General features: G+C 71.0%; 14 protein-coding genes. 7 read left to right on the plus strand and 7 right to left on the minus strand.

Going from position 1 to position 16,870, the window contains the following annotated elements:
• Positions 1 to 3: 3 nt before the first annotated feature.
• The 6 genes from ACFU5F_RS05590 to ACFU5F_RS05615 all read right to left on the minus strand — a co-directional run bounded on the left by ACFU5F_RS05590 (position 4) and on the right by ACFU5F_RS05615 (position 6,634).
• On the minus strand, positions 4 to 1,428 hold the full coding sequence (locus ACFU5F_RS05590) for a BNR repeat-containing protein (protein WP_383882360.1): 1,425 nt from the start codon (positions 1,426 to 1,428) through the stop codon (positions 4 to 6).
• Positions 1,429 to 1,500: 72 nt separating this feature from the next.
• Entirely contained in the window at positions 1,501 to 1,821 is a 321-nt protein-coding gene (locus ACFU5F_RS05595) for an L-rhamnose mutarotase (RefSeq protein WP_012998851.1), read from the minus strand.
• Between the two features lie 50 nt (positions 1,822 to 1,871).
• Positions 1,872 to 2,954: a rhamnose ABC transporter substrate-binding protein gene (rhaS, locus tag ACFU5F_RS05600; protein ID WP_383882363.1), complete on the minus strand. Its 1,083-nt coding sequence runs from the start codon at positions 2,952 to 2,954 to the stop codon at positions 1,872 to 1,874.
• A gap of 131 nt (positions 2,955 to 3,085) precedes the next feature.
• Positions 3,086 to 4,087: an ABC transporter permease gene (locus ACFU5F_RS05605; protein ID WP_383882366.1), complete on the minus strand. Its 1,002-nt coding sequence runs from the start codon at positions 4,085 to 4,087 to the stop codon at positions 3,086 to 3,088.
• Positions 4,080 to 5,120: an ABC transporter permease gene (locus tag ACFU5F_RS05610; protein ID WP_383882369.1), complete on the minus strand. Its 1,041-nt coding sequence runs from the start codon at positions 5,118 to 5,120 to the stop codon at positions 4,080 to 4,082. Before ACFU5F_RS05610 ends, ACFU5F_RS05605 begins: the two co-directional genes overlap by 8 nt.
• On the minus strand, positions 5,117 to 6,634 hold the full coding sequence (locus tag ACFU5F_RS05615) for a sugar ABC transporter ATP-binding protein (protein WP_383882372.1): 1,518 nt from the start codon (positions 6,632 to 6,634) through the stop codon (positions 5,117 to 5,119). The genes ACFU5F_RS05610 and ACFU5F_RS05615 overlap by 4 nt, the downstream gene beginning before the upstream one ends.
• 258 nt (positions 6,635 to 6,892) lie before the next feature.
• Between ACFU5F_RS05615 and rhaI the strand changes: the two genes are divergently transcribed.
• The 7 genes from rhaI (at position 6,893) to ACFU5F_RS05650 (ending at position 15,950) form a co-directional block, all read left to right on the plus strand.
• Positions 6,893 to 8,053, plus strand: a complete 1,161-nt coding sequence (rhaI, locus tag ACFU5F_RS05620; RefSeq protein WP_383882375.1) for an L-rhamnose isomerase — start codon at positions 6,893 to 6,895, stop codon at positions 8,051 to 8,053.
• 403 nt (positions 8,054 to 8,456) lie between these two features.
• The gene (locus tag ACFU5F_RS05625) at positions 8,457 to 10,496 is read left to right on the plus strand and encodes a bifunctional aldolase/short-chain dehydrogenase (RefSeq protein ID WP_383882378.1); all 2,040 of its coding nucleotides are present in this window, start codon (positions 8,457 to 8,459) and stop codon (positions 10,494 to 10,496) included.
• Positions 10,497 to 10,507: 11 nt separating this feature from the next.
• Positions 10,508 to 11,971, plus strand: a complete 1,464-nt coding sequence (locus tag ACFU5F_RS05630; RefSeq protein ID WP_383882380.1) for a rhamnulokinase family protein — start codon at positions 10,508 to 10,510, stop codon at positions 11,969 to 11,971.
• 164 nt (positions 11,972 to 12,135) lie between these two features.
• Positions 12,136 to 12,891, plus strand: coding sequence for a (Fe-S)-binding protein (locus ACFU5F_RS05635; RefSeq protein WP_383882382.1), 756 nt, complete (start codon positions 12,136 to 12,138; stop codon positions 12,889 to 12,891).
• Complete coding sequence (locus tag ACFU5F_RS05640; RefSeq protein ID WP_383882385.1) at positions 12,888 to 14,375, plus strand: LutB/LldF family L-lactate oxidation iron-sulfur protein; 1,488 nt, start codon at positions 12,888 to 12,890, stop codon at positions 14,373 to 14,375. Before ACFU5F_RS05635 ends, ACFU5F_RS05640 begins: the two co-directional genes overlap by 4 nt.
• Positions 14,372 to 15,040: a lactate utilization protein C gene (locus tag ACFU5F_RS05645; protein WP_383882388.1), complete on the plus strand. Its 669-nt coding sequence runs from the start codon at positions 14,372 to 14,374 to the stop codon at positions 15,038 to 15,040. Before ACFU5F_RS05640 ends, ACFU5F_RS05645 begins: the two co-directional genes overlap by 4 nt.
• Positions 15,041 to 15,155: 115 nt before the next feature.
• The gene (locus tag ACFU5F_RS05650) at positions 15,156 to 15,950 is read left to right on the plus strand and encodes an SAM-dependent methyltransferase (RefSeq protein ID WP_383882389.1); all 795 of its coding nucleotides are present in this window, start codon (positions 15,156 to 15,158) and stop codon (positions 15,948 to 15,950) included.
• Between the two features lie 76 nt (positions 15,951 to 16,026).
• Here the strand turns inward: ACFU5F_RS05650 and ACFU5F_RS05655 are convergent, their stop codons facing one another.
• Complete coding sequence (locus ACFU5F_RS05655; RefSeq protein ID WP_383882393.1) at positions 16,027 to 16,713, minus strand: UdgX family uracil-DNA binding protein; 687 nt, start codon at positions 16,711 to 16,713, stop codon at positions 16,027 to 16,029.
• Positions 16,714 to 16,870 lie beyond the last annotated feature (157 nt).

The raw sequence follows: 16,870 nt of genomic DNA on the forward strand, positions 1-16,870 counted from the left end.
GGGTCAGGCGGGCAGGGCGAAGTCGACGACGCGGAGCGCCGAAGGGGTCGTCCCGCTGGACTTCACCTGGTACATCACGGACAGCACATTGTCCTGGGCGATCCGGCTCTCGTCGAACACGACCTCGCCGAAGGCGTTGAGGCCGGAGCCGTCGTACAGGATCCTCCAGTCGGTGTGACCGGAGGCCGCCGAGGCGCCGGCGATCCGGCCGAACGGGAACAGCGCGTAGGCGTTGTTGTACTTGTCCATGACCAGCTTGGTGCGCTGGCTGGAGTTCAGCGGCACCGGTATCTCGGTCTTCGTCCAGGGACCGGAGGCACTCTTGCGGACGAGGAAGGCCCGGCCGTTGGCCGTGCGGTTGGCGACGTAGTTCGTCGTGCACTGTCCGAAGCGGCCGGGGACGTAGCTGATGATGGCGTGCGGCCGGCCCGCCGAGTCGGTCCACTGGCTCTCCTGGTTCATCAGGGAGTGGTCCGGGTTGAGCGCGTCCACGACGAGTCCCGCGTCGGTGACGGAGACCTTGTCGGAGCCGCCGGTGGTGCCGACGACGGTGCCCGCGTTGTTGCGCCAGGTGCGGCCGCGGTCGTCGGAGTAGACGTAGCCGGTGTCGTGGTTGGTGATGCCGCCGCTGTTGCACATGACGGCGCCGTTCTGCTCGCGCCAGGTGAACAGGGCGTGCAGGCGCCCGTTGCGGTCGTAGTCGATGCCGTGCAGGTACATGTTGCGGGCCGTCGAGGAGCCGTGCTCGCTGGTGTACGTGCCGGTGGAGGACGTCCACTCGCCGAGGTTGGTCCAGGAGGTGCCGTTGTACTCGGCGAGGGCGTTGCGGCCGTTGCCGGAGATGCCTGCCCGGTAGCTCAGCTGGAGCTTGCCGTCGGGCATGGAGACGAACTGCGGGTAGGTGAACTGCGAGGTGAGCGCGAGCCCGTCGAGGGTGGACTGGGGGGCGCCGAAGCGGCTCGTGGTCCAGCTCAGTCCGGTCGGGTTGTCCATGAGGCCGGCGACGGACTTGACGTAGGTGAAGCCGTCGCTGTGCGAGTCCATGTTGAGGTGGAGACGGCCGTCGACCTTGGAGACGCCCATGGAGATGACGTTGTGGGAGTCGTTGTAGCGCAGGGTGTGGCCCACCTTGACCGTGGCCCAGGTGCCGGAGCCGAGGACGCGGCGGCCGACGACGGCGTTGCGGTCGGCGGTGTACCAGACGGCGTACTGGTGGCCCTTGTAGGTCAGCAGGGCGTTCTTCTGGAACGCGTTGTTGTTGACCAGGCCGTCGTAGGAGACGAAGTAGATCGCCTGGCTGTCGAGGAGGGTGTTGCCGGTCTGGCTGACGGACGGGCCGGGGTCGGCGGCGCGGGCGGTCGCGGCGCCGAGGGCGGGGGTCACCACGGCACCGGCGAGGGCGGCGCCGAGCAGCGTGCGTCTCTTCATCTCGGGGACTCCGTTGTCGAGCGAAACGGGGAGGGGAAGGTGCTGCGACGTGGGGGGTTCGGACGAAGCGGTTCAGGCGAGGTGGAAGACCTCGGTGAGGGGCTTCATTGCCTCATCGGGCCGGGCGCCGTCGAGGGACTCGAAGAACGGCGCCATCTCCTTCTGCCAGCGGGCGTTGACCTCGGCGGCCTCCATGCCGGCGAGGGCCGCCGGGAAGTCCTCGGTCTCCAGGTAGCCGACGAGGAGGCCGTCGTCGCGCAGGAAGAGGGAGTAGTTGTGCCAGCCGGTGGCCGAGAGAGCCTGAAGCATCTCCGGCCACACGGCGGCGTGCCGCTCGCGGTACTCGTCGATCCGGTCCTGACGGACCTTGAGGAGGAAGCAGACGCGCTGCATGAGATACCGCTCCTGGGGGTGAGGGGGTGGCTGTAACTCGGCCGCGGCGATCAGAAGTCGAACTTGTCGATGTTCTCCTTGTTGAACACGGTGGGCTTGCCGAGGCTGATCACGCCGTCCTTGCCGATGGTGTACTCGCCCATGTCACCGGCGGTGAAGGTCTCGCCCTCCTTGCCGGTGATCTGGCCGGAGACCAGCGCCACCGCGGTACGGGCGGCCAGCTCGCCGAGCTTCGCCGGGTCCCACAGCTCGAAGCCCTCGACCGTGCCGTCCTTGACGTACTTGCGCATGTCGTTGGGGGTGCCGAGGCCGGTCAGCTTGACCTTGCCCTTGTACTTGGAGCCCGAGAGGTACTGGGCGGCGGCCTTGATGCCGACCGTGGTCGGGGAGATGATCCCCTTCAGGTTCGGGTACTCCTGGAGCAGGCCCTGGGTCTGCTGGAAGGACTTCTGGGCGTCGTCGTCGCCGTAGGCGACCTTGACGAGCTTCATGTCCTTGTACTTGGGGTCCTTGAGCTCGTCCTTCATGAAGTCGATCCAGGTGTTCTGGTTCGTCGCCGTCTGTGCGGCGGACAGGACCGCGATCTCGCCCTTGTAGCCGATCTGCTCGGCGAGGAGCTGCACCTCGGTGCGGCCCAGGTCCTCGGCGCTGGCCTGCGAGACGAAGGCGTTGCGGCACTCCGGCTTGGTGTCGGAGTCGTAGGTGACGACCTTGATGTCGTTGCTCATGGCCTGCTTGAGCGCGGTGCACAGCGCGCCCGGGTCCTGCGCGGAGACGGCCATGGCGTCGACCTGCTGCTGGGTGAGCGTGTTGACGTAGTTGACCTGGCCGGAGGTGTCCGTGGCGCTGGACGGGCCGACCTCCTTGTAGCTGGAGCCCAGCTCCTTCAGGGCCGCCTCGCCGCCCTTGTCGGCGGAGGTGAAGTACGGGTTGTTGACCTGCTTCGGCAGGAAGCCGACGGTCAGGCCCTTCTTCAGCGCGGCGTTCGGGTCGGCCTTGCCGGTGGCCGCCGCGGAGGCGGAGTCGTCCTTGACGTCGCTCTTGGTGGTGCCACCGCAGGCGGTGACGGCGAGCGCGAAGGAGGTGACGGCGGCGAGAGCCGCACAGGAGCGACGGAGGGTTGCTCTGCGCATGACGAGGGTTCCTTTTCGAGGAGGAGTGGTGTCGTGCCCCGATGAGGGGCCCGGGTGGTACGGGTGTGCGGCTTCCGCCGCGGGGGGCGCGGCCGGCCCGAGACGGCCGGCGGCTTGTCGGTGACCGGTACTCAACCGGTCTTCGCGACGGGGTCGGGCCCGGATTGTCGCCCGGCCCGGGCGAGGGCGATCTGCTTCGCCACCCGGGGGCCGAGCACGGACAGCACGAGCAGGACGCCCGTGACGACGATCTGCGACTGCGCCGAGACGTCCTGCAGGCTCATCACGTTCTGCAGGGTGCCGAGCAGGAACACTCCGGCGATCGCGCCGCCGAGCGTTCCCTTGCCTCCGTCGAAGTCGATGCCGCCCAGCAGTACGGCGGCGATGACGGAGAGTTCGAGTCCGGTGGCGTTGTCGTAGCGGGCGCTGGCGTAGTGCAGCGCCCAGAAGATGCCGGTGAGCGAGGCCATGAGGCCGGTCACCGTGAAGAGGATCAGCTTCTGCCGCTTGACGCGGATTCCGGTGAAGCGCGCGGCCTCCTCGCTGGCGCCGATCGCGAACAGGGAGCGCCCGAACGGGGTGGCGTGCAGGGCGATCACGGCGATGACGAGCAGGACCAGGAAGGGGATGAACGCCTGGGGGACGAAGCTGTCGCCGATCCGGCCGGCCGCGAAGTCCAGGTACTGCGTGGGGAAGTCGGTGACCGCGTCGGAGCCGAGCACGATCTGCGCGATGCCCCGGTAGGCGGCGAGCGTACCGATGGTGACGGCGAGGGAGGACAGGCCGAGCCGGGTGACCAGCAGGCCGTTGATCAGTCCGCAGACGACGCCGAGGAGCAGACAGATCGGGATGATCGCCTCGATGGTCAGGCCCTGGTTCCACAGGGCGCCCATCACCGCGCCGGACAGTCCGGCGGTGGAGGCGACCGACAGGTCGATCTCGCCGGAGACCACCAGGAGGGTCATCGGGAGGGCGACCAGCACGATCGGCAGGGTGTTGCCGATGAGGAAGGACAGGTTGAGCGCGTTGCCGAAGCCGTCGACGGTGGAGAAGGACAGCAGGAGCACGACGACGAACGTGGCGCCGACCACCGTGTCCCAGCGGATCGCGCGGGAGAGGGATGACTCAGCCATGGCGGGCGTTCCTCTTCTTCAGGGCGGCCGCCACCCGCAGCGCGACCACACGGTCCACCGCGATGGCGAGGATGAGCAGGACGCCGTTGATGGCCAGCACCCACACCGAGCTGACGCCGAGGGCGGGGAGCACGCTGTTGATGGAGGTCAGCAGCAGGGCGCCGAGCGCCGCGCCGTAGACGCTGCCGGAGCCGCCGGTGAAGACCACGCCGCCGACCACGACCGCGCTGACGACGGTGAGTTCGTAGCCGTTGCCGGTGCTGGAGTCGACGTTGCCGAAGCGGGCCAGGTAGAGCGCTCCGGCGAGGCCGGCGAGGGCGCCGCAGAAGGTGTACGCGACGAGGATCCGCTTGCGGACCGGGATGCCGGCGAGGCGGGCGGCCTCCGGGTTGGAGCCGAGCGCGTACAGCTCGCGGCCGCTGCCGAAGTGCTTCATGTAGTACGCCGTCGCGACCAGGACCGCCACCGCGATCAGCGCCAGGTACGGCACCGCGGAGATGCCGCCGGAGCCGAAGTCGACGAACCCGTCGGGCAGGGCGGACGCGGTGATCTGGCGGGAGCCGACCCAGATGGAGTCGATGCCCCGGATGATGTAGAGCGTGCCGAGGGTGACGACGAGGGCGGGCACCTGGCCGAGGCTGACGAGCAGGCCGTTCAGCAGGCCGAAGCCGATGCCCATCAGGACCGCCAGCGCGATGGCCACGACCGCGTTCCCGCCGCCCTGGAGGTAGGTGCCGGCGGCGAAGGCGCTGATCCCGAGGGTGGAGCCGACCGACAGGTCGACGTTGCGGGTGATGACGACCAGTGACTGGCCGACGGCGACCAGCACCAGGATGGTCGCGTTGAGCAGGAGGTCCTTGATGCCCTGCTCGGTGAGGAACTCGCTGTTGCCCAGCTGGGTGACGACGATCATCACCAGGAAGACGACCAGGATGGCGAGTTCACGCATCTTGAAGACACGGTCCACCAGCCGGGTGCCGCTGGACCTGGGCACCTCGGCGACGGGGGTTTTCTCGGGGGTGGTCACCGTCATGCGGCGGCCCTCCCGGTGGCTGCGGCCATCACGGTTTCCTCGGTGGCTTCGGAGCGAGGGATCTCGGCAGTGAGCCGGCCCTCGTGCATCACGAGCACGCGGTCGGCCATGCCGAGGATCTCGGGCAGGTCGGAGGAGATCATCAGCACGGCCACACCGTCGGCGGCGAGCTGACTGAGGAGGCGGTGCACCTCGGCCTTCGTACCGACGTCGATGCCCCGGGTGGGCTCGTCGACGATCAGCACCTTCGGCCCGGTGGCGAGCCACTTGGCGAGGACGACCTTCTGCTGGTTGCCGCCGGACAGCGTGTTGACGGTGTCGGCGATCCGGGCGTACTTCACCTGGAGCCTGACGGCCCAGTCGAGGGCGCGGCTGCGTTCGGCGCCGCGGTCGACGAGCCCGGCCTTCACGGCCGTACGGAGTCCGGTGAGGCCGATGTTCCGTTCGATGGACATGTCCATCACCAGGCCCTGGGCGCGGCGGTCCTCGGGGACCAGGGCCAGCCCGGCGGCCATCGCGGTGGAGGGGGCGCCGTTGGTGAGCGCGTGGCCGTCGAGGGCGACCTCGCCCGCGTCCCAGCGGTCGATGCCGAAGACGGCTCGCGCGACCTCGGTGCGGCCGGCGCCGACGAGGCCGGCCAGGCCGACGATCTCGCCACGGCGGACCTCGAAGGAGACGTCGGTGAAGACGCCCTCGCGGGTCAGCCGGCGCACGCTCAGCGCGACCTCGCCCGGCTCGACCTCCTGCTTGGGGTACAGCTCCTCCAGGTCGCGGCCGACCATGCGGCGGACCAGGTCGTCCTCGGTCATGCCGTCGATCGGCTCGCTGGAGATCCAGGCGCCGTCGCGCAGGGTGGTGACGCGCTGGCAGATCTGGAAGATCTCCTCCAGCCGGTGGGAGATGAACAGGACCGCGGAGCCCTGCTCGCGCAGGGTGCGGACGACTCCGAAGAGGCGGGCCACCTCGCTGCCGGTGAGGGCCGCCGTCGGCTCGTCCATGATCAGGACGCGGGCGTCGAAGGACAGCGCCTTGGCGATCTCCACGATCTGCTGGTCGGCGATGGACAGGCCGCGCGCCGGGCGGTCGGGGTCGAGTTCGACACCGAGCCGCTGCATCAGGGCGAGGGTCGCCCTGTGGGTGGCCCTGTGGTCGATGCGGCCGAGGGCTCGCCGCGGCTGGCGGCCCATGAAGATGTTCTCGGCGATCGAAAGGTCGGGGAAGAGCGTGGGCTCCTGGTAGATCACGGCGATGCCCGCGTCCCGGGCGTCGGCCGGACCGTGGAAGACCGTGGGCTCGCCGTCGAGGAGCACCTGACCGGAGTCCGGTCGGTGCACCCCGGCGAGGCTCTTGATCAGGGTCGACTTGCCCGCGCCGTTCTCCCCGGCGAGTGCGTGCACCTCGCCCGGGAACAGTTCGAGGGACACGTCCCGCAGGGCGCGTACGGCGCCGAAGGACTTGGAGACGCCCTTCAACGCGAGAACGGGGGCCGGACCCGTGTCGGACCGGTGGGTCATGGAGGCTCCTCGACGACGGCCGGTGGCTAGCGGAGAAGCTGCCTCACTCCGTCGTGAAAGGTTTCAACTAGGTTGCCGGGACGTTAGGCACCACACGCATGTCACGTCAATGGGTTCCGGTCGAAATTCTTTCGATAGAAGTGGTCACAACAGGGTCACGGAGAACGGCATGGAGCACAGGGGTTGACAGTCCGGCGAGCCGCTCATAGTTTCCGGTGCTGAATCGTTTCAGACATCAAAGCCGGTAGGAGCCCTGACGTGACCGAGCTCGCCGCGGTGAAGGCCGCCCTCAAGACCCAGGCCGTCGAGACGCCGTCGTGGGCGTACGGAAACTCCGGAACGCGCTTCAAGGTGTTCGCCCAACAGGGTGTTCCGCGCGATCCCTGGGAGAAGCTGGACGACGCCGGCAAGGTCCACGAGTTCACCGGCGTGGCCCCGACGGTCGCGCTGCACATCCCGTGGGACAAGGTCGAGGACTATGCGGCGCTCGCCAAGCACGCCGAGGAGCGTGGCGTGCGACTGGGCGCGATCAACTCCAACACCTTCCAGGACGACGACTACAAGCTGGGCAGCGTCTGCCACCCGGACGCGTCGGTGCGCCGCAAGGCCGTCGACCACCTGCTGGAGTGCGTCGACATCATGGACGCGACCGGGTCCCGGGACCTGAAGCTGTGGTTCGCGGACGGGACGAACTATCCCGGCCAGGACGACATCCGTGAGCGTCAGGACCGGCTGGCCGAGGCCCTCGCGGAGGTGTACGGGCGGCTCGGCGACGACCAGCGGATGCTGCTGGAGTACAAGTTCTTCGAGCCGGCCTTCTACACGACCGACGTGCCGGACTGGGGCACCGCCTACGCCCACTGTCTGAAGCTCGGGCCGAAGGCGCAGGTCGTGGTCGACACCGGGCACCACGCGCCGGGGACCAACATCGAGTTCATCGTGGCGACGCTGCTGCGCGAGGGAAAGCTCGGCGCGTTCGACTTCAACTCCCGCTTCTACGCGGACGACGACCTGATGGTCGGCTCCGCGGACCCGTTCCAGCTGTTCCGGATCATGTACGAGGTCGTGCGCGGCGGCGGGTTCACCCCCGAGGTCGCGTTCATGCTCGACCAGTGCCACAACATCGAGGCGAAGATCCCGGCGATCATCCGGTCCGTGATGAACGTGCAGGAGGCCACGGCCAAGGCGCTGCTGGTCGACGGGGACGCGCTGCGCGCCGCCCAGCGGGCCGGGGACGTGCTGGAGGCCAACGCGGTCGTGATGGACGCGTACAACACGGATGTGCGGCCGCTGCTGCGCGAGGTGCGCGAGGAGATGGGGCTGGACCCCGAGCCGCTGCAGGCGTACCGCCGGTCCGGGTGGGCGTCGAGGATCGTCGAGGAGCGGGTGGGCGGGGAGCAGGCGGGTTGGGGAGCGTGACCGCTGCGCTGGGCTGACGCCGATGGCCGCGTTCCGTCCGCCGCGTTCCGTCCGCCGCGTTTCGTCGGATGCCGGGCTGCGGGCCGGTTCGTGGCTGGTCGCGCAGTTTTCCGCGCCCCTGAAAGACACAGGCCCCGCCGGCCTGGAGGGCCACGGTCCCGCGGGCCCCGAAAGAGCACGGTCCCGCGGGCTCGAAGGAAGACGGTCCCGCGGGCCTGGAAGACCACGGCCCTGCGGGCCTCAAGGACCACGGTCCCGCGGGCCTGGGAAGCGAGGGGCGTAGCCCCTGCTTTTCAGGGGCGCGGGGAACTGCGCGAGATGCCCCGCTCACCCGCACCCGGCGACGCACCTCCGACGCCCGAGCTGGACCCCGTACCCCTCTCACCGTAAGGATTGATCGCACATGGCAACCCATCCCGAAGCCGCAGCTCTGCTCGCCCGGTCCCGTCGGCTCGGTGCCGATCCCCGGAACACCAACTACGCCGGGGGCAACACCTCCGCCAAGGGGACCGACACCGACCCCGTCACCGGGGGTGAGGTGGAGCTGATGTGGGTGAAGGGGTCCGGCGGTGACCTCGGCACGCTCACCGAGGCGGGCCTGGCCGTGCTGCGGCTGGACCGGATGCGGGCACTGGTCGACGTGTACCCGGGGGTGGAGCGCGAGGACGAGATGGTCGCCGCGTTCGACTACTGCCTGCACGGCAAGGGCGGGGCGGCGCCGTCCATCGACACCGCCATGCACGGACTGGTGGACGCCGCCCACGTCGATCATCTGCACCCCGACTCCGGGATCGCGCTCGCCTGCGCGGCCGACGGGGAGAAGCTGACCGCCGAGTGCTTCGGGGACAGCGTGGTGTGGGTGCCGTGGCGCCGGCCCGGGTTCCAGCTCGGGCTGGACATCGCGGCCATCAAGGAGGCCAACCCGCAGGCCGTCGGCTGCGTCCTCGGCGGGCACGGCATCACCGCCTGGGGCGACTCCGCCGAGGAGTGCGAGCGGAACTCGCTCCACATCATCCGGACCGCCGAGCGGTTCCTGGAGGAGAGGGGCAGGGCCGAGCCGTTCGGGCCCGTCCTGGAGGGTTACACCGCGCTCGCCGCCGCGGAGCGCCGGGAGCGCGCCGCCGCCCTGGCGCCGCATATCAGGGCCATCGCCTCGAAGGACAGGCCGCAGGTCGGTCACTTCACCGACACGGACGTCGTCCTCGACTTCCTGGCGAGCGCCGAGCACCCGCGCCTCGCCGCCCTCGGCACCTCGTGCCCGGACCACTTCCTGCGGACGAAGGTCCGCCCGCTCGTCCTGGACCTCCCGCCGACCGCCGACCTCGAAGCGGCGATCGCCCGGCTGGAGGAACTGCACGCCGAGTACCGGGACGAGTACGCCGCCTACTACCGGCGGCACGCCGATCCCGACTCCCCCGCGATGCGCGGCGCCGACCCGGCGATCGTGCTGGTCCCGGGCGTGGGCATGTTCAGCTTCGGCAAGGACAAGCAGACCGCCCGTGTGGCCGGCGAGTTCTACGTCAACGCGATCAACGTGATGCGGGGCGCCGAGGCCGTGTCGACGTACGCGCCGATCGAGGAGTCGGAGAAGTTCCGCATCGAGTACTGGGCGCTGGAGGAGGCCAAGCTCCAGCGGATGCCGAAGCCGAAGCCGCTGGCGACCCGGGTCGCGCTGGTGACCGGTGCCGGGAGCGGGATCGGCAAGGCCATCGCCCACCGGCTGGTCGCCGAGGGCGCCTGTGTCGTCGTCGCCGACCTGAACGCCGAGAACGCAGCCGCGGTCGCCGAGGAGCTGGGCGGGGCCGACAAGGCCGTCGCCGTCACCGTCGACGTGACGGACGAGGAGCAGATCGGTGCGGCCTTCGCGGCCGCCGCGCTGGCCTTCGGCGGGGTCGATCTCGTCGTCAACAACGCGGGCATCTCGATCTCCAAGCCGCTCCTGGAGACCTCCTCGAAGGACTGGGACCTCCAGCACGACATCATGGCGCGCGGGTCGTTCCTGGTGTCGCGGGAGGCGGCGCGGGTGATGATCGCGCAGGGTCTGGGCGGCGACATCGTCTACATCGCCTCCAAGAACGCCGTCTTCGCCGGGCCCAACAACATCGCCTACTCCGCCACCAAGGCCGACCAGGCCCACCAGGTGCGGCTGCTCGCCGCCGAGCTGGGCGAGCACGGCATCCGCGTCAACGGGGTCAACCCCGACGGTGTGGTGCGTGGCTCCGGTATCTTCGCGGCCGGCTGGGGCGCCCAGCGCGCGGCCACGTACGGGATCGAGGAGGAGAAGCTGGGCGAGTTCTACGCGCAGCGGACCATCCTCAAGCGCGAGGTGCTTCCCGAGCACGTGGCGAACGCGGTGTTCGCGCTGACGGGCGGAGAGCTGACACACACCACCGGTCTGCACGTCCCGGTCGACGCCGGCGTGGCCGCCGCCTTCCTCCGATGAGCACGCATGCCATGAGCGGGAGCCCGACGGGCGGCTCCGTGAAGTCGTACGCGGCGGTCGATCTCGGCGCGTCCAGCGGGCGGGTCATGGTCGGCCGTGCGGGGCGGGACTCGCTGGAACTGATCGAGGCGCACCGGTTCCCGAACCGGCCGGTGCGCACGCCCGAGGGGCTGCGCTGGGACGTTCTCTCGCTGTACGCGGGGGTCCTGGACGGGCTGCGGGCGGCCGGGCCGGTCGACTCCGTCGGCATCGACAGCTGGGCCGTCGACTACGGGCTGCTGGACGCCGACGGCGCGTTGTTGGGCAACCCGGTGCATTACCGGGACGCCCGGACCGAGGGTGTCGCGGAGAAGGTGTGGGCCACCGTGCCCGCCGCCGAGCTGTACGCGGCGACCGGCCTGCAGTACGCCCCCTTCAACACGCTGTACCAACTGGTGGCTGCCCGGTCGTCGGCCCAGTTCGCGCAGGCCGAGCGGCTGTTGCTCATCCCCGATCTGCTGACGTACTGGCTGACCGGGGAGCCGGGCACCGAGCTGACCAACGCCTCGACGACGCAGCTGATCGATCCCCGGACCCGGGACTGGTCAGGGGAGGTCGCGGACCGGCTGGGCATCGACCTCGGCCTGTTCGCACCACTGCGCCGGCCCGGCGACCCGGCGGGCCTGCTGCGCCCCGAGGTGCTGGAGGCGACGGGGCTGTCCGGCCCCGTCCCGGTGACGACCGTCGGGTCGCACGACACCGCCTCGGCGGTCGCGGCCGTACCGGCGACCGGGGAACGGTTCGCGTACATCTGCACCGGCACCTGGTCGCTGGCCGGCCTGGAGCTGGGGGCCCCGGTGCTGACCGAGGCCAGCCGGGCGGCCAACTTCACCAATGAGCTGGGGCTCGACGGCACGGTCCGTTATCTCCGGAACATCATGGGGCTGTGGCTGCTGCAGGAATGTGTACGGGAGTGGGGCGACCCCGATCTGGGCGAACTGCTGCGGGGCGCCGCGACCGTGCCCGCGCTGCGGTCGGTCGTGGACGCCGGTGACGCGGCGTTCCTCGCGCCCGGCGGAATGTCCGGGCGGATCGCCGAGGCGTGCCGGCGGTCCGGGCAGCCCGTCCCGGAGACGCGGGCCGGGATCACCCGCTGCATCCTCGACTCCCTCGCCCTCGCCCACCGGCGGGCCGTGTCCGAGGCCCAGGCGCTGGCCGACCACCCCGTGGACGTCGTCCACATCGTCGGCGGCGGCACCCGCAACGCGCTGCTCTGCCAGCTCACCGCCGACGCCTGCGGGATGCCGGTGGTGGCGGGACCGGCGGAGGCGGCGGCGCTGGGCAACGTCCTGGTGCAGGCCCGCACCCACGGCCTGGTGGGCGACCGGGCCTCGATGCGGCAACTCCTCGCCCGCACCCAGCCGTTGGTGCGGTACACGCCGCAGGGCGACCCGGCGGCCTGGCGTGCGGCGGAGACCCGGCTCACCGAACGGTGAGCGGGGCGCCCGCCGCACGGCGGTGGACCGCGCGGCCGTTCCCGGCAGCGGCCGGCCCGCGGATCCACCCGCGCCCACCGATCGGTACGGGGGTGCCTCTCGCCCTCCGCGCAGTCGCGTCGTACCCTGCACTCATCCGATGACCGACCCCCTTAGGAGCCGCGATGCGTGTCGCCCTGTTCCTGACCTGTGTCAACGACACGCTCTATCCGGACACCGGCCGCGCCGTGGTGAAACTGCTGACCAGGCTGGGGGTCGACGTCGACTTCCCGGAGGGGCAGACCTGCTGCGGGCAGGCGCACTACAACACCGGATACCGTCACGAGGCGGAGCCACTGGCCCGGAAGTTCTCCGATGTTTTCCGTGACTACGAGGCGATCGTGACGCCGTCCGGCTCCTGCGGTGCGATGGTGCGGGAGCTGTATCCACGGATGGGCGAGCGGGCGCGGGCGGAGGGGCGCGGGGACACCCTGGCGCGGACGCTGGCGCCGGTCGTACCGAAGACGTACGAGCTGACCGAGTTCCTGGTGGACGTGCTGGGCGTGACCGACGTCGGCGCGTACTACCCGCACAAGGTGACGTACCACCCGACCTGTCACGGGCTGCGGAGCCTCGGATTGGGCGAGCGGCCGCGCAAGCTGCTCGGGGCCGTGAAGGGACTGGAGCTGGTGGAGCTGCCGGGCGCCGACGAGTGCTGCGGCTTCGGCGGCACCTTCGCCATGAAGAACTCCGATGTCTCGGCGGCCATGGGCGCGGACAAGGTGCGCAACGCCGAGTCGACGGGCGCCGAGGTGCTGTGTGCGGCCGACAACTCGTGTCTGATGCACCTCGGCGGCACGATGACCCGGCTGCGCACGGCCGTCCGGCCCGTGCACATCGCGGAGATCCTGGCGAGCACGGAAGAGGAGCCCCTCGCATGAGCGGGACGTTCGTCGGCATGCCGGCCTTCCCGAAGGCCGCGCACGAAGCCGTCCACGACACGACGCTGCGCGCCAATCTGCGCCACGCCACGCACACCATCCGCGCCAAGCGCGCCGCCGCGGTCGCGGAGGTGTCCGACTGGGCCGCGCTGCGCGAGGCCGGCAAGCAGATCAAGGACCACACGCTCCGCCATCTCGACCGCTACCTGGTGCAGTTGGAGGAGGCGGTCACGGCGGCGGGCGGCACGGTCCACTGGGCCGCCGACGCGGACGAGGCCAACCGGATCGTCACGTACCTCGTGAAGGCGACCGGGGAGAGCGAGGTCGTCAAGGTCAAGTCGATGGCCACGCAGGAGATCGGGCTGAACGAGGCGCTGGAGGCCGAAGGGATCCACGCCTACGAGACCGATCTCGCCGAACTCATCGTGCAGCTGGGCAAGGACCGGCCCTCGCACATCCTCGTCCCCGCGATCCACCGCAACCGGGGCGAGATCCGGGACATCTTCGCGCGCGAGATGGGCGAGTGGGGCCGACCGGCCCCCGAGGGCCTCACCGACACGCCCGCCGAGCTGGCGGAGGCCGCGCGGCTGCATCTGCGGGAGAAGTTCCTGCGTGCCAAGGTCGGCATCTCCGGGGCCAACTTCATGGTCGCGGAGACCGGCACGCTGGTGGTCGTGGAGTCCGAGGGCAACGGCCGGATGTGCCTCACCCTCCCCGAGACCCTGATCTCGGTCGTCGGCATCGAGAAGATCGTGCCCACCTGGCAGGACCTGGAGGTGTTCCTGCAGACCCTCCCCCGCTCCTCGACGGCCGAGCGGATGAACCCGTACACCTCCACCTGGACGGGCACGACGGACTCCGGGACGGCCGACGGGCCGCAGACCTTCCACCTGGTCCTCGTCGACAACGGCCGCACGGACACCCTCGCGGACGAGGTCGGCCGCCAGGCCCTGCGCTGCATCCGCTGCTCGGCCTGTCTCAACGTCTGCCCGGTGTACGAGCGGGCCGGCGGCCACGCGTACGGCTCGGTCTACCCGGGCCCGATCGGCGCCATCCTCAGCCCGCAACTGCGGGGCACGCGGAGCGAGATCGACGCCTCCCTGCCGTACGCCTCCTCGCTGTGCGGCGCCTGCTACGAGGTGTGCCCCGTCGCCATCGACATCCCCGAGGTGCTGGTGCACCTGCGGGAGCGGGTCGCGCAGGGCGGCATCGTGACGGAACAGGGCACGAAGGTCGTGCTCAAACCCGCCAAGGGCCACGCCGCCGAGCGGGCGGCGATGCGCGCGGCCCGCTGGGCGTTCAGCCACCCCGGCGCGCTGCGCGCCGGGCAGCGGATCGCCTCGCGCACCCGCCGCTTCCATCCCCGGACGCTGCCGGGCCCCGGCAGGGCGTGGAGCGCCAGCCGCGACCTGCCGGAGCTGCCCGCCGAGCCGTTCCGGGACTGGTGGCAGCGTACGAACGGCGGAAAGGAGACGGGCAAGTGAGCAGCAGGGAGCTGATCCTGGGCCGGGTGCGGCGCGCCCTGGCCGACGTACCGCGGGACGACACCCCGTACGAGCGGGCCGTCCGGCGGGACTACCTCCGGGAGCACGGGGGGCTGGACGCCGCCGAGACGGTGGAGTTGCTGGCGGAGAACCTGGCGGACTACCGGGCGATCGTGCACCGTTGCGAGGACGGGGAGCTGCCGGAGCTGCTCGCGGGGCTGCTGGCCGTGCGGTCCTCGCGGACCGTGCTGACGCCGCCCGGACTGCCGCCGCACTGGCTGGCGGCGGCCGACGCGACGCGGGTGCCCGACCGCGCGTCGAGCACCGCGGACGAGCTGGACCGGGTCGACAGTGTGGTCACGGGCTGCGCGCTGGCCGTCGCCGAGACCGGCACCCTCGTCCTCGACGGCTCCCCCGACCAGGGCCGCCGCCGGATCACCCTGGTGCCCGACCATCACATCTGCGTCGTCCGCGTACCGGAACAGGTCGTGTCGTCGGTGCCGCAGGCCCTCGAACGCCTCGACCCCGCCCGTCCGTTGACCTGGATCTCCGGCCCGTCCGCGACCAGCGACATCGAGCTGGACCGGGTGGAGGGGGTACACGGTCCGCGCACCCTGGAGGTGGTGCTGGTGACGGGGAGCGGCGACCAGCCCGAGCGCACCTGACGCGGGCGGCCGGATCTCGACGGTGGACGGTCGTTCCGGGGACCGTCCACCGGTCACGTACGTGGCGATCTTGCTAGGTTGGCGGCGGCCGAAAGCACCAACACGGGGAGCAGCCATGCCACTTGACCGTCCGGTGATCAACAGCGGCGTGCCGCACTCGGCCCGGATCTGGAACTACTGGCTCGGCGGCAAGGACTGCTACGAGATCGACCGGCAGGTCGGAGACGAGATCCACGGGATGAACCCGCAGATCGTCGGCATCGCCCGCGCCCAGCGGGCGTTCCTGCGCAGAGCGGTCACCCATCTGACCGAGGAGGCCGGTTTACGCCAGTTCCTCGACATCGGCACCGGACTGCCCACCGCGGACAACACCCATGAGGTCGCCCAGCACGCGGCCCGGGACGCGCGGATCGTCTACGTCGATCACGACCCGACGGTCCTCGCCCACGCCCACGCCCTGCTCACCAGCACCCCCGAGGGCGCCACCGCCTTCGTCGCCGCCGACCTGCGCGACCCGGACACCATCCTGGACCGCGCGGCCGGCACCCTCGACCTCTCCCGCCCGGTCGGTCTGATCTTGCTCGGGATCACCGCGCACGTACCCGACGAGAGCGTGTACGACATCGTCGCCCGGCTCCTGGCCGCCCTGCCGTCCGGCAGCCACCTCGTGCTCGGCGACAGCACGGAGGTGTACCGGCCGGAGGCGATGCGCGCGATGGTCGCGCACTGGAACGCGGCGAGCGACAACCCGCGTGTCAACCGCTCCCCCGAGCAGCTGAACCGCTTCTTCGACGGCCTGGAACCGCTGGCGCCCGGGCTCGTGTCCGTGGCCCGGTGGCGGGCCGAGCCGGGCGGCTCCGCCGAGCCGTCGGAGGTCGACTGCTTCGGCGGCGTGGCCCGCAAGCCCTGAGCGGCGCGGCACGGCGATGACGACACGAGCACCACGGGCATCGAGAGAGCCACGGCAGCTACGGCAGCTACGGCAGCTACGGCTCAGTCTTGGCCAAGGCATCGGCGGCCACCTTCAGGTCCGACACCAGCCCCGCGTACGCGCCCTCGCGGTCGTCGGCGCGCAGCACGGCGGAGGGGTGGGGCGTGGCCACGACGTACGGCCCCGGCCCCCCGTCCAAGGGCAGGGGCAGCAGAGCGCCACGGTCTTTCGTGACCCGGAAGGCGGGGCCGAGCAGCGCCCTGCCCGCCGTCGCGCCGAGGACGACCACGATCTCGGGCCGGACCAGGCGCAGTTCGGCGAGCAGCCAGGGACGGCAGGCGGCGACCTCGCGCAGGTCGGGCGCCTTGTGGATACGGCGTCGGCCGCCGCCCGGGGGCCGGGTGAACTTGAAGTGCTTGACCGCGTTGGTCACATAGGCCGTGTCCATGTCGATCCCGGCCTGCTCCAGCGCCCGCCGCAGCAGCCGTCCGGCGGGGCCGACGAACGGCTCGCCCTGCCGGTCCTCCTGGTCCCCCGGCTGCTCGCCGACGAGGAGGAGGCGCGCGGACGCGTCGCCCTTGCCGAAGACCGTCCCGCGGGCGTCCTCCCACAGGGGGCACCCCCGGCAGTCGGCCGCGGCCCGGCGATGGGCGGGCAGACCGCCACGGCTCGGGAGGTACGGCCCGGCGTCGTAGGTCCGGTCGTCGCTCCGCTCGTGCCGCGCGTGGGCGGTGGGGCTCATTGTCGACCGCCTCCTTCACCGGGACGGGGCTCGCCGCTCGTGTCACCGGGTACCCCCGGCACGCCCGGAACATCATGGACGCGCGCGCGAGGTGCCACCGCCCCGCTCACCCGGAACCGACGCACCAGGGAACCGACGCACCCGGCGGTCACCGCGG

The organism is Streptomyces sp. NPDC057438 (genome assembly GCF_042802995.1).
In the GTDB taxonomy this organism is placed as follows: domain Bacteria; phylum Actinomycetota; class Actinomycetes; order Streptomycetales; family Streptomycetaceae; genus Streptomyces.

What these genes read in the sequence shown, in the direction of transcription:
- ACFU5F_RS05590 (WP_383882360.1), bottom strand. Translation starts at nt 1,428, where the DNA reads ATGAAGAGACGCACGCTGCTCGGCGCCGCCCTCGCCGGTGCCGTGGTG.
- ACFU5F_RS05595 (WP_012998851.1), bottom strand. Translation starts at nt 1,821, where the DNA reads ATGCAGCGCGTCTGCTTCCTCCTCAAGGTCCGTCAGGACCGGATCGAC.
- rhaS (WP_383882363.1), bottom strand. Translation starts at nt 2,954, where the DNA reads ATGCGCAGAGCAACCCTCCGTCGCTCCTGTGCGGCTCTCGCCGCCGTC.
- ACFU5F_RS05605 (WP_383882366.1), bottom strand. Translation starts at nt 4,087, where the DNA reads ATGGCTGAGTCATCCCTCTCCCGCGCGATCCGCTGGGACACGGTGGTC.
- ACFU5F_RS05610 (WP_383882369.1), bottom strand. Translation starts at nt 5,120, where the DNA reads ATGACGGTGACCACCCCCGAGAAAACCCCCGTCGCCGAGGTGCCCAGG.
- ACFU5F_RS05615 (WP_383882372.1), bottom strand. Translation starts at nt 6,634, where the DNA reads ATGACCCACCGGTCCGACACGGGTCCGGCCCCCGTTCTCGCGTTGAAG.
- ACFU5F_RS05625 (WP_383882378.1), top strand. Translation starts at nt 8,457, where the DNA reads ATGGCAACCCATCCCGAAGCCGCAGCTCTGCTCGCCCGGTCCCGTCGG.
- ACFU5F_RS05630 (WP_383882380.1), top strand. Translation starts at nt 10,508, where the DNA reads ATGAGCGGGAGCCCGACGGGCGGCTCCGTGAAGTCGTACGCGGCGGTC.
- ACFU5F_RS05635 (WP_383882382.1), top strand. Translation starts at nt 12,136, where the DNA reads ATGCGTGTCGCCCTGTTCCTGACCTGTGTCAACGACACGCTCTATCCG.
- ACFU5F_RS05640 (WP_383882385.1), top strand. Translation starts at nt 12,888, where the DNA reads ATGAGCGGGACGTTCGTCGGCATGCCGGCCTTCCCGAAGGCCGCGCAC.
- ACFU5F_RS05650 (WP_383882389.1), top strand. Translation starts at nt 15,156, where the DNA reads ATGCCACTTGACCGTCCGGTGATCAACAGCGGCGTGCCGCACTCGGCC.
- ACFU5F_RS05655 (WP_383882393.1), bottom strand. Translation starts at nt 16,713, where the DNA reads ATGAGCCCCACCGCCCACGCGCGGCACGAGCGGAGCGACGACCGGACC.